A 15,830-nucleotide genomic window follows, 5' to 3' on the forward strand; every position below is an offset into this window, starting at 1 on the left:
AGTGACTAGTGTCGGTTACACGACATAGTTCAACGCTTGCCAACCCCTGCTGAATCTGTGCTCCAAGCTGCGCAGTAAGAACCCAAGGAGACATCTACAAGAATCAACAAACATGAAGAACACCAAACAACGTGCCGTCCGCAGCCTGCTGGCCTTGACTGCGGCCACAGCACTGGCTGCTTGCCTGGGCGAAAGCAACGACTTGCCTGTAAGCGATGGTCGCACCAATCCGAATGAAAATTCTGGCAACAATGAATTTGTCGACACCGCTGGTTTGCAGTGCGCGCTGACCGATCCAAATTTATTGATTGGTGAGGGGCAAGACAGCCCTTCCATTTCACCGGCCAGTACGCCCAACAGCAACGTTCAACCCAACACAGGTTTGAACAGTGGCGCTTGCAAAAACAACACTGCGTTTACCATGGGCACTGGCATTGTCGACATTACCGGCCCTGCAGCGGGTTCCGTGATGATGGGTTATGAAAGCCCCACCCACGCCAGCCTTGGTTTGCACACCCGCCAGTTTTCCCGCGCCTATGTGATCGGCTCACCCTGCAACGGCAAACGCGTGGTGTATGTGGTCAACGACCTTGGAATGATTTTTCATGCAGTGCGCCAAGGGGTGCTGAACAAGGTGGCCGCCGACACGGAATTGGCTGGCTTTTACAATGAACAAAACATCATGCTGAACGCCACCCACACCCACGCCGGGCCCGGTGGCTATGCGCACTTCACCGCATTCAATGCCTTCCGTTTGGGGCACGACGAAGAGGTTTACAACTTCATCGTCGACGGCATTGTGGAGGCCATTCGCCGCGCACACACCAACCTGCAAGCCAACCCGGAACCGGGTCGCTTATTGGTCAATAACGGTGAGCTGCTCAATGCCAATGTGAACCGCTCAACCATTGCCTACGATCAAAACCCGCAAGAAGAACGCAACCAGTATTTGAACCAGCGCGGTGAAAGCCAGAATGTGAACAAGGAAATGGCACTGCTGAAATTACGCCGTGCCGATGGCACACCGATTGGACAAATCAACTGGTTTGGTGTGCACCCCACCACCACAGGGAACACCAACCCTTTGATTTCTTCCGACAACAAAGGTTGGGCTGCCCTGGCCTTTGAAAAATTGATGGGCACGCAATACGAGGCACCCGCCGGGAAAGACACCTTCGTCGCCGCATTTGCACAAACCGATGAGGGCGACAGCAGCCCCAATATTTTCTTCAAAGACAAACCGTTTGAGGAACGTGGTGGTTCTACAGACGAATTGAAAGCGGTTGAAATAAACGGCAGCAAACAGCTTGCGAAAGCTTTGACGCTGTACCGAGATGCCAACCAGATGGTGCGCGGTGGTGTGAACTTTGCGCAATTCCACGTAAAAATGGACGAGGTTGAAATTACCGACCCTGCGGTGTTGAATTCACTGCGCCACCCGGAATCACTGAACAGTGCCGTGAAGAAAACCTGCACGGCCGCCATGGGCGTTTCATTTGGCGCCGGTGCTGAAGACGGGCCAGGTCCAACTGTGGAAGGCGCGAGCTGCACAGCGCGCACCGACCCTGCCCGCCTCACCCGCGACCTGGCGGCACTGGCTGCGGGCAAACTGCCACCGGAAGTATTGGCGACCGCCGTGTTGTGCAACCTCAATGAGCTGCCTTTCGACGCCGTACCGGTGGGCACCAGCTTAAGCTGCCAAGCTGAAAAACCGGTGCTGTTTGTGCTCGGCCCACCCCTGAACTTCAGCAACAATGTGCTCCCATTCCAGTTGTTCACCATCGGCAATGTGGCCGTGTTGGGCTTGCCATGGGAAATTACCACCATGGCGGGGCGGCGCATTCGCCAAACCGTATTGGAAGTGTTGGAACCGCAAGGCATCGACCAGGTCATCATCAGTGGTTTGAGCAACGACTTTGTGAATTACCTCACCACACGCGAAGAATATTCCATTCAGCAATACGAAGGCGCATCTACCCAATTTGGCCCCTGGACCCTGGCCGCCGTGCAACAGGAAAGCCGCAGGTTGGCCATGTCATTGGCGCTGCAAGCTCAGCCACCCGAAGGGCCACCCCGTACAGTGACCAGCAATCCGATTCCACGCCCGCCGTATGTACCATTTGATCAGGCACCCGGTGCTGCATTTGGCGATGTATTGGCGCAGCCCACACCCTCGGTGGCGGCTGGCAACACGGTGACCGCACAATTTCAAAGCGCTCATCCACGCAATATGAAAACCCGGGGATTGGCCATTGTTGAAGTAGAACGAATGAACGCTCAAGGTGAGTGGGAAAGCTTCACCCACGACCGCGCGCCCGAGCTTCTTTTCCGCTGGCAACCTTTCGAGCCCACACCTTACCTCAGCCCTGTTCCGCTCGCTGGTTTTGTGTCCACCGCACTGGCGGAATGGAAAATTCCGGCCAACACGCCCGTGGGAAAGTACCGAATCAAACATCGAGGTGTGGCAGTGCCAGCAGGATCACCCGAAGAGTTTGAAGGTATCAGCGAAGCATTCGATGTAACGGCCACTGGGGCCACGTGCCGCGACGGGAGAACATTGTGATTCACAAGTTTTTATTTGGCATTGCAACTGCCTCGCTGTTGCTGACTGCCTGCGGTGGCGACTCAAGCAGCACAAACAGTGCTGGCACACGCGTAGGCGCCAGTGCAGCCAACACCACCAACCCGTTTCCAGACTATCAAAGTACGCTTTACACCGGCACCAGCAACTGGCTTTGCCACCCCGACTTAATGGGCACCAGCAATGTGTGCAACGGTAACTTTGACAGTACTGCCGTGGCCGCCGACGCAACAGCAACTACCCTAAGCTACACACCAGCCACTGCACCGCAAGTGGATTGCTTTTATGTGTACCCCACAACCAGCATTGACCTGGCGGGTAATTCCGATTTGAACGACGACCTGCAAGAGCAACAAACCACCGCCCTTCAGTTTGGTCGATATGGCGAAGTGTGCCGCCAGTTTGCACCCGTGTACCGACAGCGCACACTGACCGCGCTGGGTTTGAACACACTCACCGGCGCACTGGGTGGCATTGACGTTGCACCCAATGCTGGCGAAGTGGCCTATGCCGATGTGCTGGACGCTTTCAAGGAATACATTGCCAACCAAAGTGAAGGGCACGGTTTCATTCTGGTGGGTCATTCACAAGGCTCAGGTATTTTGCGCAGGCTGATTGCCGAGGAAATTGAAACCCGACCCGAGTTGCTCAGCCGCTTTATTTCCGCACACATTCCTGGCACCAATGTGCTGGTTCCAACTGGTCGAGATGTGGGTGCTTCTTTTCAAAAAGTAGCTGCATGCCGCAGTGCCAACCAGCTTGGCTGTGTGGTGGCTTACGTGACCTACCGCGCGGGCGACCCCGAACTGGAAGACCCGCGTTTTGGCTTGAGTTCAGTTGAAGGCACACAAGCCCTGTGCACCAACCCGGCCGCACTGGCGGGTGGGCAGTCTGATTTGTTTCCGATCATTCCGCGCCAGCAACCACCTGTTTTTCGCGTGTTGTTGATTCCACGTGGGCCAGGTGGACCCAATGCAAACCCAGCCAGCAACCTGACCATTCCAACGCCCTATTATTCCATGCCCGGGCAAATCAAAGGTGAGTGCAAAGTGGGCCCCAACGGTGTCAGTTATCTGGAGGCCAGCATTGTGGCCGACCCCAACGACCCACGCGCAGACGACTACCCCGGTGAATTCATCGGCGGCATGAACTGGGGCTTTCACCTGATTGATGTATCGATTGCGCAAGGTGACTTGATTCGCCTGGCACAACGCCAGGCGGGCAGTTACCTCAGGCAGTAAAAAGGCGCACAGTGCATCGATTCACTCCACATTCGTGCTGCATTCCGCAGCACTGGGTGTGTGGTGGCAACGTACCTTTTTCAGCAGGCTCATCATGCGTTTGTCGTATACGCCTTCTTGCGTTAACTGCACGCGCGCCTGCTGCATCATGACATTGTATTTTTCCTGATCGGCGGGTGTCACATCCATCCAGAATTTGGCGGGCACCTGCTTTTCAATTGTTTTGACTGCGTCAAGCGCTTGGTCAATAAAGCCCAAACCAAACTTGCGCATTTTCTTCAAACGATCGTCCAGGTCAGGCACTTCTTTTTCCAGCCGGGTACGGTTGATAATCGCTGAACCGGTCACATTCAGCAGCGGCATTTTGTAAACCCCACCCTTGGTACCCAAGCCGCGATACAGCTCCAACGGCGCAAAAGCCACAGCCGGTGCAGCCACAATATCAACCACACCGTTGTTGAATTTTTGCGCGAAGTTGGTAATGTCGCTGGGCACCGCCTGCGCACCCAATTGCTGAATCATTTTTGACTGGCTTTTGTCCCAGTCCATCACCGCGACTTTCTTGCCAGCGGCCTTCTCGATGGAATCAATGGCGCGGTCATTCACCATCACATACGCGGCGCCCAAGGGGGCCATGCCCACCACCTGGTACTTGCCTTGAATCGACAAGTCGTACAAGGTGTCGCTGCCCATCAACACCTGCAATGCAGTTTTGACATGGTCATAAGTTGGTAAGGCACCCACGGCATCAAAGCTGCCCATGAACTGATTGAACAAACGGGCACGCAACGTGGTAATACCCACCGCTTCACACTGCCCCGTGCGAAAAGATTCGGTGGCAACAGTTTCATTGGTGTGCGGAATCAGCTCGGCAAACACATTCCACTTGCGCGCTTCCAGTGCAATGTCTTGCGCAATGCTGAACACTGGGCCCGCCTTTCCCAAAATATCAAAAATGCAAATCTTGATGTGCAAGGGTTTTTCCAGCGGCTTCATCTCTTTCATAAGTTGGCGCGACACATTGCCAATCAAATTCGGAGGAATTTCCGGGCCTTTGACTTGAGCATAGGCTTGGGTAGCAGCGCACATACTGGCTAAAACCAGCAAAACGGGCAGAAAACGGGTGAGCATTGTGTTGTTCCAGTAAGGCGTGCAAAGCGGGCGCAATGGGGTACTGCAACACAGATGTAACTGAGCAGTCACATCTTGAATGAATCACGAGCAAGGGTCAACCTTGCAGCGCAATATGCTCCACTGCCGTGTATTCACGGCCTTTTCGATGTTAAAACTAAAAATGATGTGTTCATTAACAAAACAGGAAAGTCATGGAATCCATGTCCGAGTTCTTGTCGCTGGTTTACCAGTGGCTAACCACGCCTCTGTTCAATTCCGAAGAAAGTACATTTTCAATGGCCAGCATTGTCGGGCTCTTGTTCATCATTGTGCTGGCTTGGTGGGGCGCCGCCACAGTCGAAAAAATCATTCAGCGCACCACCAAAGGCAAAACCTACAAAGGCATTGATGAGTCAACCCTGTACCTGCTGGGCCGACTGCTTCGCTACACCATCTGGGTTGTGGGCACAATGATGGGCCTCTCCTACATTGGCTTTAACCTGAGTGGCCTGGCCTTCTTGGGCGGTGCAATCGGTGTGGGCATTGGCTTTGGTTTGCAGAATATTTTCAGCAACTTCATGTCGGGCATCATTCTGATTGTGGAGCGCAGCCTGAAAATCGGCGATTTCGTGGAAATGTCCTCGGGTGCCACCGGCGTTGTCAATGAAATTGGTTTACGTTTTACTCGCATCACCACGCGCGACAACGTGGACATCATTGTGCCCAATTCTGAATTCATCAATGGGCAAGTCATCAACTGGAGTTTTAGTGAAAAGTTTCGACGAATTCATATTCCGTTCGGCGTGGCCTATGGTTGCGACAAAGAACAAGTACGGCAAGCTGCGCTGGATGCAGCGGATCGCGTTGAAGGCGCAATCACTGACAACCCCACCCGCAAACCCGAAGTTTGGCTGGTTGAGTTTGGTGACAACAGTTTGAATTTTGAGTTGGTGATTTGGGTGGGCAATGAACTGATGTCACGGCCCAAGCGCACGCAGGCTTTGTTTTTGTGGGAAATTGAAACTGAACTTCGCAAACACAACATCGAGATCCCCTTCCCGCAACGCGACCTGCATGTGCGTTCAGGGCAACTCGATGTGCGCATGGTCAAATCAGATTAAAAGTCGAGCGATGCCGACACTGTCAAGGTGCGCGGGTTGCCAATGGTCAGGTAGCCCGAGCCAGGGAAACCGCCCGCTGACGCCCAATAATCGCGATCAGTTACATTGTCCAATCGGGCACGAAGTGTAAGTGCCTGATCATTGCCCACTGCCATCACATAACGCACACCCAAATCCAGGCGAGTCCATGAAGGCACTTCCTGCGTATTGGCTGCGTCGGCGTACTGGCTGCTGGTGTATATTGCGCGGGTCTCGAACGCCAAACCCTGCACCTGTTCCGGGCTCCATTCAAGGCCCACATTGGCCTGCGCAGAAGGTGCGCCAATTGCATCACGGCCATCGACATCGGTGTTCAGAACGCTCAAGCCGCCCAGCACCTTGACTGTTTTACTGGCTTTGCCAAACGCCATGATTTCCAGACCCTCATTGGTTTGATCACCAATTTGAGAAAACGTGTTGGTGCTGTCAATGCCGTAACTGGGCTTCTCGCTTTGAAACACCGACACCGAACCGCCGATGTTGCCACCGTCGTATTTCACACCCAACTCAACTTGCTCGGTTTTGAAAGGTTTGAACACGGAGCCTGCGTTGGTCACAGCCTGATTATTTGCAGTCTGCGGTGCCGTTTCACCTTTCACCAAACCCTCAATGTAATTGGCATACACTGAATACTGTGGGTTCAGTTTGAATACAACCCCTGCCACCGGCGTGGTGGCGCTTTCTGAATAAGAGGCTGTTTGAGCGCCTGTGGTGAAATCAAAGCTCTTGGCTTCAATTTCCTGACGACGAACGCCCACAGTCAGCAACAACTGATCATTCAGGAAGGCCATTGAGTCTGCAATTGCAAGACTCGAAGTGTCTGTTTTCTCGGTGACCAAGGGATTGTTAAAGCTACCACCCGGAAAAATCACTACCGTGGGCTCAGCCACCGGTTGAGGATTGTAAATATTGCCTGAAAAACTATTGTAGAAATTGAAGGCATTTTTTGACTCCAACTCATACATCGCAGCCGAGGTGCTCACAGTGTGCTTCACGCCACCTGTGTTGAACTTGAAACGCAAACCGGCTTCAGCGGTTTGAACGGAGTCTTCTCGCACATTCGAAAATCTGTTCGCGTCATAGTCTCCGTTGGAATCATCCACGGTAGGGTTGGCGAAATTGCCAGCCTCAACACCTTCCCGAATACCCCCAGCAATCCAGCCCGTTACTGTGTCATTGAAATCATATTCTGCACGCACAGTACCAAAGGTGTCTTCAGCGTTCGAGAATGTCCAGGGCTGCGCAATGCTGCGGTCCGCGCGCGGTGTGGGCGGAATGGCCAAGCCAGCGCCAATTGTTATATTGGGTTGCGAAGCTTGTAACTTGTGCTCCTGGTAGCCCACATCTGCGGAAATTCGCAGTTTGTCACTGCGGAAATCTGCGCCCACCGCAAACAGGGTTAATTCACGCGATTCCCCTTCAACATTCGTGTCGCCATCGCGCTTGGCAATGGTTGCGCGCACACCCGTAGAACCGTCGTTGAAACGGCGTGCAAAGTCACCCGCCAGGTAAGCCTCTCCGCCATCCTGAATGCCCACGGTGGCCTGGTTGATGTCGTAGTTGGGTGCACGTTTTGGCACCACGTTAATGGCACCACCCAAACCACTTCCACCGGGTGCTGCACCGTTCAAAAACGCATTGGCACCGCGCAACACTTCCACACGTTCAACCAACTCAGATGCCAGGTATTGGCGCGGCAACAAACCATACAAACCGTTGTAGGACATGTCATCTGAAAAAATTGGCAAACCACGGACCAAATACACTTGCTGGAAATTGCCGAAGCCTCGCGCAACGCGAACGGCTGGGTCATTCAGCAGCACTTCGCCCACGCTGGCCGCTTGCTGGTCTTGAATCAGCTTGGACGTGTAGCTGGTCAAATTAAAGGGGGTGTCCATGTTCGATTGGGTACCCAACAAACCCACACGCCCGCCTGAAGCGACCTGGCCACCTGCGTATTCAGGTGCCAAGCCCTCGGCAGAAGCATCGGCACTGGCGTTAACCTGCACGGCGGGCAACTCGGTAGTTTGAGCAAATACTGGAGAGGACAAGGCAGTAAACACGGCCAAGGCCAAGACGTTTAATTTCGGATTCTGGGCGTTCATGAGAAGATTGAGGACAATGAATAATCGAACAATTATAATGATAATTATTATCATTTGTATTAACGAGTGTTAATTTTTCACCATGACAACTGACCTGCACAATTGGCTCGACTCGTTTTACCAGCAAGAGTCGCGACGAATACTGGCAACACTGATTCGGTTGCTGGGCGACTTTGATTTGGCCGAAGAAGCCATGCAAGAGGCCTTTTCAATTGCGATTCAGCAATGGGAAATCAATGGCATTCCTGCCAATCCCCGCGCATGGATGGTCTCAACTGCTCGCTTCAAGGCCATTGACCAAATTCGCCGGCGTGCAAAATTTGATACGTCATATGAAGAGGTCGCCGATACACTGGCAGAACAACTGCACCACGAACCCGATTACACAGACGAGGGCATTGAAGACGATCGCCTTCGACTGATTTTCACTTGCTGCCACCCTAGCCTGTCACCCGAGGCACAACTTGCACTCACCTTGCGAGAGGTCTGTGGTCTGTCCACAGAAGAAGTGGCCAGTGCATTTTTAAGCGCAGTGCCCACGATCGCTCAACGAATTGTTCGTGCCAAAACAAAAATCCGCGATGCCAAGATTCCCTACGAAGTGCCACAAGCAGAGCAACTTCAAGAACGTCTGCATGCGGTTTTACAAGTGATCTACCTGGTCTTCAATGAAGGCTACTCCGCTTCGGCGGGCGACGCCTTGATTCGTCAGGAACTGAGCGGTGAAGCCATTCGACTGGGGCGTTTGCTGGTGGAGTTATTGCCCGAACCAGAAGCGATGGGGCTGCTGGCGCTGATGCTGATTAACGACTCGCGCCGCACAGCACGCAGCACGCCCGAAGGCGACTTGATCTTGTTGGCAGACCAGAATCGCAAATTGTGGAATCAGGAACAAATCAACGAAGGTGCCCAGTTGGTTTTGCAAGCGTTGGCATCCCGACGATTTGGTGCCTACACGCTTCAAGCGGCAATCAGTGCAGTGCATGCCGAGGCGCCAAGCGCCGAGGAAACAGACTGGATACAAATTGTGGGCCTGTACGATGCCCTGCTGGAGCACACCCACTCACCGGTGGTTGCACTGAACCGCGCTGTAGCAGTGGCCATGCGCGACGGCCCCGAGGCAGGGCTTGCACTGGTGGACGAATTGCTTGCGCAAGGGCAGTTGACCGAGTACCACCTGGCCCACGCAACACGTGCCGACTTGTGCCGACGCCTGGGCAAACTCAACGAGGCCATGGACGCTTACCAGGCAGCACTTCGACTGACTCGGCAAGGACCGGAACAACGTTTTCTGCAGAGCCGCATCAACGATCTGAAAAAGTAATTGAAAAATTTTTGATCGCTTGTCGATTTCCAGATTTGCCGTTCGACTAATTCATGAAGCACCAACCCAAGGAACCACAAAGGAGTGAGCATGAACGCAATCAAAGCTGTACTGGAAAGCTGGCAGCAAGCCGTAGTCGAGGAAGATCTGGACAAGATCATGAGCCATTACAGTGAGGACATCGTTTCTTTTGACGCGGTCAAAGCGCTACACATCGTTGGCAAGGCCAATTACACAGCGCACTGGGAATACTGCATGCAATTGTGTGGCGGCGGAGTCATCATGGAAATTCATCAGCTGGCCATGCATGCTGCAGGCGACCTGGCTTTTTGCCACTACCTGTCACGCTGCGGTTCCGTGCAAGATTTCGGCGAGGAAAACATCGGCTGGATGCGGGCCACGGTTTGCCTGCGCCTACAACACGGCGAGTGGAAAATCGTGCATGAACACTTTTCCTCCCCCTTCGACCCTGAAAGTGGCAAAGCCATTTTTGATGCACAACCTTGAAAGGCGGTGTGAAATGAAATACTTGTGCCTGGCCCACGAGGAAGAGGCCCTTTTCAATGCCATGCCACGCGAGGAGTGGTTGGCCTTGCGACAGGAAACATTGGGTTATGTAGAAGCTTTGAAAGCCAGCGGTCATTTGCTTGCAACACACGCCCTGCAAAGTGCCAGCAATGGCGTGCTGGTGCGTGTACGCAACCAACGGCTTGTGACCACCGATGGTCCTTTTGTTGAAACAAAAGAACAATTGGGTGGGTATTTTCTGATAGAGGCCCACGACTTCAACGAAGCCCTGCGCATTGCATCACAATGGCCTTCTGCAAGACTGGGTACCATAGAAATTCGCCCAATCGAGGAAACACTTCGCGAAGACTCTCGCTACGGAGACCCATCATGAAATATCTGGCATTGGTGTACTACGACGAAAACATCATGAACGGCATGTCCCAGCAAGAATGGGACGCCTTGAACAACGAGTGCAGTGCCTGTGTAGAGAGCCTAAGCCAACGTGGACATTTCATCACTGGGAGCCCATTGTTGCCTGTGAATACCGCCACCACCGTGCGGGTACGCAATGGCAAAACTCACACCACCGACGGCCCTTTTGCAGAAACCAAAGAACAACTCGCTGGTTTCTACATGCTGGAAGCCAAAGACCTGAACGAAGCCATTGCATTGGCCGAAAAAATTCCGCCGGCCCGTTATGGCTCCATTGAAGTACGTCCTGCCCGCGAACTGCTTAGCCATGGCAATGCAGCGGGCGGTGCGCAGGCAGGCTGAATCAAAGACTCATTAATAAATTTACATCGACGTGTTCAAATGCGCTGGCAAGTGGCTTACGCCGTTGAAACTCAGCAAACTGACTTTGCCTTTGGAGTACAGCACTTCGGTGAGTGACGCATTTCGGATCACGCGCAGCAGGCTGTACCAGCTGGCATTGGGCAAACCCATGACTTCACACACCAGCGCTGCAATCGACCCCGCCGAGGTTACCACCCATTCAGTTTGTCCCGGCGCCTGCTGCGCTTGGGTGTGGCTGTTCAGCCACTCGCGCAATTGCGCACGAAAATCCACCAGGCTCAGGCGGCCCGGAATGTCCACTTCACCATTGCCCCAGGCGCGGCAAGTGGCATCGTAATCGCGCAATATCTCGATTCGTTCGCGCCCTGCATTCAGCGCCATGGATCGGCCCAGCAATTGTTCGGCTGTGCTGAAAATTTCCTCGCCCTCGGCAAACTCGTCCAGCAGCGCGTGTTCAACACCTCGCAATTCAAAACCTGCATCCCTCAACAACCACGCAGCCGTGTCAGCCTGCCGTTGACGCGGACCATGCAACACCGCTGTGGGTTGAACACCCTGCGTGCGCAACCACTGCCCGGTGGCGCGTGCCTGTGCCTGCCCCACTTCCGACAAGGCATCGTAGCGCGCTGCACCAAAGGAAGCCTGGCCATGTCGCATCAACACCAGGGTGCTCATGCTGATTGGCCTTTCAATACTTTGGGGTTGCTGGCCAATAAGCGGCTTTTGCCCACCTCGCGCAAATGATTCAACACCGCTGCACACTCGGTGCTTTCAGGGTCAGCAACACCGGCACGAATGCGAGCCGCAAGTTCACGATTGGCCTGCGCCACATCAAACACAGGTTCCCCCAACAACTGGGCCAGCGCTTGCTGTTCGCGCTCATCAGGGGCTGTTCCCTGCTGCAGTTCACGCTGCGCAATTGACATGGCGTTCATCACCATCAACACGTCTCGCTTGGCGTCGCCTTGCAGCATGGGCAGCACATTGTTTTTCAACACATCGCGGGCGCATTGCAACAGCGACTCACCTGTGGGTTGTTCACGCATTGTTGTGCTCCGTCATGTTCAAAATTTCCCATTCCAGTTCAGGCACAATGTGCCCGGTCAAGGCCAGCAGCAAAGAGTTTTCCTGACCCGAGCAATAACGCTGTGCCTGCTCAATGGCCACTACAGCCCAACGCACATGGGCCATCACTTCCCAGTAATGAATTTGATCGCGGTCGATTTTTTCACCCGACTCCGCTTCATAGCCTTCGTAGAAATGCGCTCGCTCGCCAATACCACCTGCCTGTAAATCGTTTTGACCAAAACGCCAGCACTTGGCGCAAAACCAGCCAATGTCCTCCAGCGGGTCGCTCCATCCGGCAAATTCCCAATCCAGAATACCGGTCAAGCCATGTTCGTCCACCATGTAATTGCCAGTGCGAAAATCGCCATGCGCCAAGGCAATCACATTGCGCTGTGGCGCGTGCCGTTCAAGCCAGCGCAAACCCCACTCCAAGGCTGGGTAGGCCGTGTGGTGTTGGTCCAGAAAAGCACGGTGGGTGTTGATTCGGTACAGCGCAGGCGACTCGGTGTAAGCATGCAAAAAGCCAAGCGCATCAACAGGTGGCTTTACCGAATGAATGCGTGCCAATTCCCGCCCCAAGCGGCGTGCAAGCTCGATGCGATCCGGTGCATACCCCGTGTTTTTTACAAGCACATGGCCAGCGGCAGTGCCGCCTATTCTGCGCATCACAAAAAACGGACGCCCAAACACGGAAGTGTCTGCGCACAAACACAGCGGTTGCGGCACAGCCACCCCGGCATTAAAAACTGTTTGCAACAATGCAAATTCCTGGGCACGACCATGGCTAATGGCCACACCTGCAGTGGGTGAATCACAGCGCAACACGGTATTTAGCAGCCCGGAATATTCACCACCCTTTACTTGCAAATCAAGCGCCCAGTTCTCTTGCACGGCACCGCCTGAAAGCAAGGCAGCCTTCAGGATTACTACGGTGTCCGCAGCCAGGGCCGTGGTCAAAAATCGTTGCAGTGATTCTTTCTGTGTCTCGTTCATCCCACCGCCCTACAGTGCGCTGACCAAATGGCCACGATCCACTGCAACACAAGCGCCGGTCATGCCTGCACCTGCATTCGAAGCAAGCAGCAACAGTGGCCCAGTCAAATCGCTGAGTTCACAAAACTGCCGGGAGGGAATTCGCTTGCGCAATTTGTCGCCCAGTTCGCTGTGCAAAAAATCGCTGTTCATGTCGGTGGCCACATAGCCAGGCAAAATGGCATTGACCCGAATGTTGTAACGGGCCAGTTCAAGTGCCATGGCTTTGGTGGCCTGCACCAAACCAGCTTTTGAAATGGCATAAGGCCCCACTGAGCCCCCCACCCGTTCGCCCAAAATGGAAGCAATGTTCACAATGGAACCCGGCTTGCCCGCTGCGGCCAAGGCACGCGCAAGTTCGGTGGCCACAAGCCAGCAACCCTTCAAATTGGTGTCAAGTATTTGGTCCCAGTCTTCCTCGGTCTGCTCCAGCATGGGTTTGGCAATGGATTGCCCTGCGTTGTTCACCAGCACATCGGGCACACCATACATTTGGACCACATGTGCCATTGCGTTGCTCACCGAGGCTGAACTACTTACATCCATGGCCACCGCAAATGCCTTGCCGCCTTCCGACTGAATTTGGGCAAGCACCTGCTGCAATTTGTCCACGCTGCGTGCGCTCAACAACACGGTTGCACCGGCCTGCGCCAATACGTGTGCAAAATGCTTGCCCAGCCCGCTGGAAGCACCTGTGACCAGCACCAACTTGCCCTGCATCGAAAACAATTGATTTGTATTCATCTTAATACCGCCCGGCAATCAGTTTCTTGCCCATGCTGAATCGGTGCACTTCACTGGGGCCGTCGTAAATTCTGAAGGCGCGCATGTCGGTGAAAATTCGGCTCACAATGGTTTCGCCGGTTACGCCCTGCCCACCCAGAATTTGCACACTGCGATCCACCACGCGCCACTCGGCTTCTGAGCACACCACCTTGGCGCGGCTGGATTCAAAATTACAGCGCTCGCCTTGGTCCAGCATCCAGGCGGTGTGCCATATGTGCAAACGTGCCGTGTGCAAATCCATTTCATTGTCGGCCAACATAAAACTGACCCCTTCATGCGCACCCAGTTGCACACCAAAAGCCTGCCGCTTTCGGGCGTAGTCCAGCGCAATGTCGTGCGTGCGGCGGGCTTGCCCCAACCAACGCATGCAATGGGTTAAACGGGCAGGTGCCAGGCGCACTTGCGCATACCGAAAACCTTTGCCAATTTCACCCAATACATCGGTGGCAGGCACACGCAAATTGTTGAACTTCAACACACCGTGCCCGCCTGTAAAGCAGGCATCCATCGCGTCCATGGTGCGCACATACTCAATGCCGGGCGCATTCATGTCACTTAAAAACATGGTGGCGGTGCCGTCTTCCATCTTCGCCATGATGATCGCGAAGCTTGCACCTTCCGCCCCGGTGATAAACCATTTGTCGCCATTGATCACGTAGTGGTCACCGTCTTTCACCGCGGTGGTTTGCATCATTGAAGGGTCGGCGCCTGCGCCAGGTGCGGGCTCGGTCATGGCAAAGCACGAGCGAATTTTTCCCTGCACCATGGGCTTTAACCAGCGCTCTTTTTGCGAATCCGTGGCCACCACCTCCAGCAAGTGAATATTGCCTTCATCGGGCGCATGGATGTTCATGGCCGTTGGACCCAGTGTGGAGTAGCCCGCCTCTTCGAACGCAATTGCTTTTTGAATGTGGCTCCAGCCCCGACCACCCAATTCCACTGAAGCATGGGGTGTTAACAAACCGGCACTGCGGGCCAGGCTGACCAATTCCTCGCGCAAAGCCTCAGTGGGACCATGCGCTGTTTGGCGTGCGTCTTTTTCCAGCGGAATGATTTTTTCGGCGATGAAACTTCTCACTTCGTCTTGAAGTGACTTCAGCGCAGGGGTCAGGGAAAAATCCATGGAGTACTCCGTGTCAGTCGATACATCTACTGTAATCGACTTCAACGCGGCCACCCAAATGCAGACAACCAGCCCGGCTCATGGATAACCCTGAAAACCCGCTTATGACCAGGGCAGAATGGGGGCTTGTAAACGCGCGGCAGAACCCACATCACCAAAACGCGCATCGCCCTGCTCCCAAGCCCGCTGGGCCTGGGCAATGGCTTCTTTGCTGTGGCCCACAAAATTCCACCACATTTGCACGGGCTGCTTGAATGGTTCGCCGCCCAGCAACAACACGCGCGTATTCGCGCCAAGCGTCATATCCAGGCCTTCTGAACCCTTCTCCAAATAAGCGAATTCTTCAGGCGTGTAGATCTCGCCCTGCACATTCACTTGTCCGGTTAATGGCAAAAATCCGTACTCAAAATCGGGGTTCAAATTCAGCGCAACCGTGCCGCCTTGTGGGCTGAACAAATCCATGCCCAGCATGGGCGAATGCACCGCAGTGGGTGCCTTCATATCGCCATAGCTGCCCGCCAACAGTGTGAACTGAACACCGTCGGAATGCCAAACTGGCAACTCGGGATAATGCGCAAAATCAGGATCGCAATTGGCCAAGGCTTCAGGCAACGCGATCCACAATTGCGCAGCATGAAGGCGGCCACCGTTCACCACCGAATCTTCGGTGTGCACAATGCCACGGCCTGCCGTCATTAAATTCACCTGGCCTGGGCGAATAATCAGCTCATTGCCCAGGCTGTCTTTGTGCAGCACTTCGCCATCGATTAGCCAGGTGAAAGTTTGCAAGGCTGTGTGCGGGTGCGCACCCACATGCATGCCTTTGCCGGGCGCAAAGTTCACCGGGCCAGCATGGTCAAGAAAACACCATGCCCCCACCATGCGCTGGTGGCGACTGGGCAAGGCACGTTTCACCAACATGCCTTCGCCCAAGTCTGCGCTTCGAAGTTCAACTCGCTTGATTTTATTCATAACAAAATCATAACGCCTTG

Annotated in this window: 15 protein-coding genes; 7 read left to right on the top strand and 8 right to left on the bottom strand. The window is 54.2% G+C overall.

Features of this window, described 5'->3' with window-relative positions; all coding sequences use genetic code 11:
* The first annotated feature begins 112 nt into the window (after window positions 1–112).
* On the top strand, window positions 113–2,563 hold the full coding sequence (locus ACVL1J_RS06560; protein WP_341236850.1) for a neutral/alkaline non-lysosomal ceramidase N-terminal domain-containing protein: 2,451 nt from the start codon (window positions 113–115) through the stop codon (window positions 2,561–2,563).
* The gene (locus ACVL1J_RS06565; protein WP_341236849.1) at window positions 2,560–3,822 is read left to right on the top strand and encodes a DUF3089 domain-containing protein; all 1,263 of its coding nucleotides are present in this window, start codon (window positions 2,560–2,562) and stop codon (window positions 3,820–3,822) included. Before ACVL1J_RS06560 ends, ACVL1J_RS06565 begins: the two co-directional genes overlap by 4 nt.
* A gap of 21 nt (window positions 3,823–3,843) precedes the next feature.
* Here ACVL1J_RS06565 and ACVL1J_RS06570 read toward each other — a convergent pair whose 3' ends face one another.
* Entirely contained in the window at window positions 3,844–4,953 is a 1,110-nt protein-coding gene (locus ACVL1J_RS06570; protein WP_159572215.1) for a putative solute-binding protein, read from the bottom strand.
* A gap of 194 nt (window positions 4,954–5,147) precedes the next feature.
* On the opposite strand from ACVL1J_RS06570, the gene ACVL1J_RS06575 reads away from it, so the two are divergent.
* On the top strand, window positions 5,148–6,056 hold the full coding sequence (locus ACVL1J_RS06575) for a mechanosensitive ion channel family protein (protein ID WP_341236848.1): 909 nt from the start codon (window positions 5,148–5,150) through the stop codon (window positions 6,054–6,056).
* Here the strand turns inward: ACVL1J_RS06575 and ACVL1J_RS06580 are convergent.
* Window positions 6,053–8,200, bottom strand: coding sequence for a TonB-dependent receptor (locus ACVL1J_RS06580; RefSeq protein ID WP_341236847.1), 2,148 nt, complete (start codon window positions 8,198–8,200; stop codon window positions 6,053–6,055). The genes ACVL1J_RS06575 and ACVL1J_RS06580 overlap by 4 nt on opposite strands.
* A gap of 82 nt (window positions 8,201–8,282) precedes the next feature.
* On the opposite strand from ACVL1J_RS06580, the gene ACVL1J_RS06585 reads away from it, so the two are divergent.
* The 4 genes from ACVL1J_RS06585 (at window position 8,283) to ACVL1J_RS06600 (ending at window position 10,808) form a co-directional block, all read left to right on the top strand.
* Window positions 8,283–9,524, top strand: a complete 1,242-nt coding sequence (locus ACVL1J_RS06585) for an RNA polymerase sigma factor (protein WP_341236846.1) — start codon at window positions 8,283–8,285, stop codon at window positions 9,522–9,524.
* Window positions 9,525–9,614: 90 nt separating this feature from the next.
* Window positions 9,615–10,031 (top strand): YybH family protein, encoded by a 417-nt coding sequence (locus ACVL1J_RS06590; protein ID WP_159572206.1) that lies wholly within the window; start codon window positions 9,615–9,617, stop codon window positions 10,029–10,031.
* 13 nt (window positions 10,032–10,044) lie between these two features.
* Entirely contained in the window at window positions 10,045–10,425 is a 381-nt protein-coding gene (locus tag ACVL1J_RS06595; RefSeq protein WP_341236845.1) for a YciI family protein, read from the top strand.
* A complete protein-coding gene (locus tag ACVL1J_RS06600) occupies window positions 10,422–10,808 on the top strand; it encodes a YciI family protein (protein ID WP_159572200.1) in 387 nt (128 codons plus the stop codon). Before ACVL1J_RS06595 ends, ACVL1J_RS06600 begins: the two co-directional genes overlap by 4 nt.
* 21 nt (window positions 10,809–10,829) lie before the next feature.
* On the opposite strand, the gene ACVL1J_RS06605 is transcribed toward ACVL1J_RS06600, so the two are convergent.
* The 6 genes from ACVL1J_RS06605 to ACVL1J_RS06630 form a co-directional block, all read right to left on the bottom strand.
* Window positions 10,830–11,504 (bottom strand): histidine phosphatase family protein, encoded by a 675-nt coding sequence (locus ACVL1J_RS06605; RefSeq protein ID WP_341236844.1) that lies wholly within the window; start codon window positions 11,502–11,504, stop codon window positions 10,830–10,832.
* A complete protein-coding gene (locus ACVL1J_RS06610; RefSeq protein ID WP_341236843.1) occupies window positions 11,501–11,875 on the bottom strand; it encodes a DUF6285 domain-containing protein in 375 nt (124 codons plus the stop codon). The genes ACVL1J_RS06605 and ACVL1J_RS06610 overlap by 4 nt, the downstream gene beginning before the upstream one ends.
* Window positions 11,868–12,890 carry a phosphotransferase family protein gene (locus ACVL1J_RS06615; protein ID WP_341236842.1) on the bottom strand — a complete coding sequence of 341 codons (1,023 nt, stop codon included), beginning with the start codon at window positions 12,888–12,890 and terminating at the stop codon, window positions 11,868–11,870. Before ACVL1J_RS06615 ends, ACVL1J_RS06610 begins: the two co-directional genes overlap by 8 nt.
* Before the next feature lie 9 nt (window positions 12,891–12,899).
* Complete coding sequence (locus ACVL1J_RS06620) at window positions 12,900–13,673, bottom strand: SDR family NAD(P)-dependent oxidoreductase (RefSeq protein WP_341236841.1); 774 nt, start codon at window positions 13,671–13,673, stop codon at window positions 12,900–12,902.
* A 1-nt stretch (window position 13,674) separates the two neighbouring features.
* Entirely contained in the window at window positions 13,675–14,838 is a 1,164-nt protein-coding gene (locus tag ACVL1J_RS06625) for an acyl-CoA dehydrogenase family protein (RefSeq protein WP_341236873.1), read from the bottom strand.
* Window positions 14,839–14,940: 102 nt separating this feature from the next.
* The gene (locus tag ACVL1J_RS06630) at window positions 14,941–15,810 is read right to left on the bottom strand and encodes a pirin family protein (protein WP_341236840.1); all 870 of its coding nucleotides are present in this window, start codon (window positions 15,808–15,810) and stop codon (window positions 14,941–14,943) included.
* Window positions 15,811–15,830: the final 20 nt, after the last annotated feature.

It is taken from the genome of Limnobacter sp. G6BE5S (genome assembly GCF_058448965.1).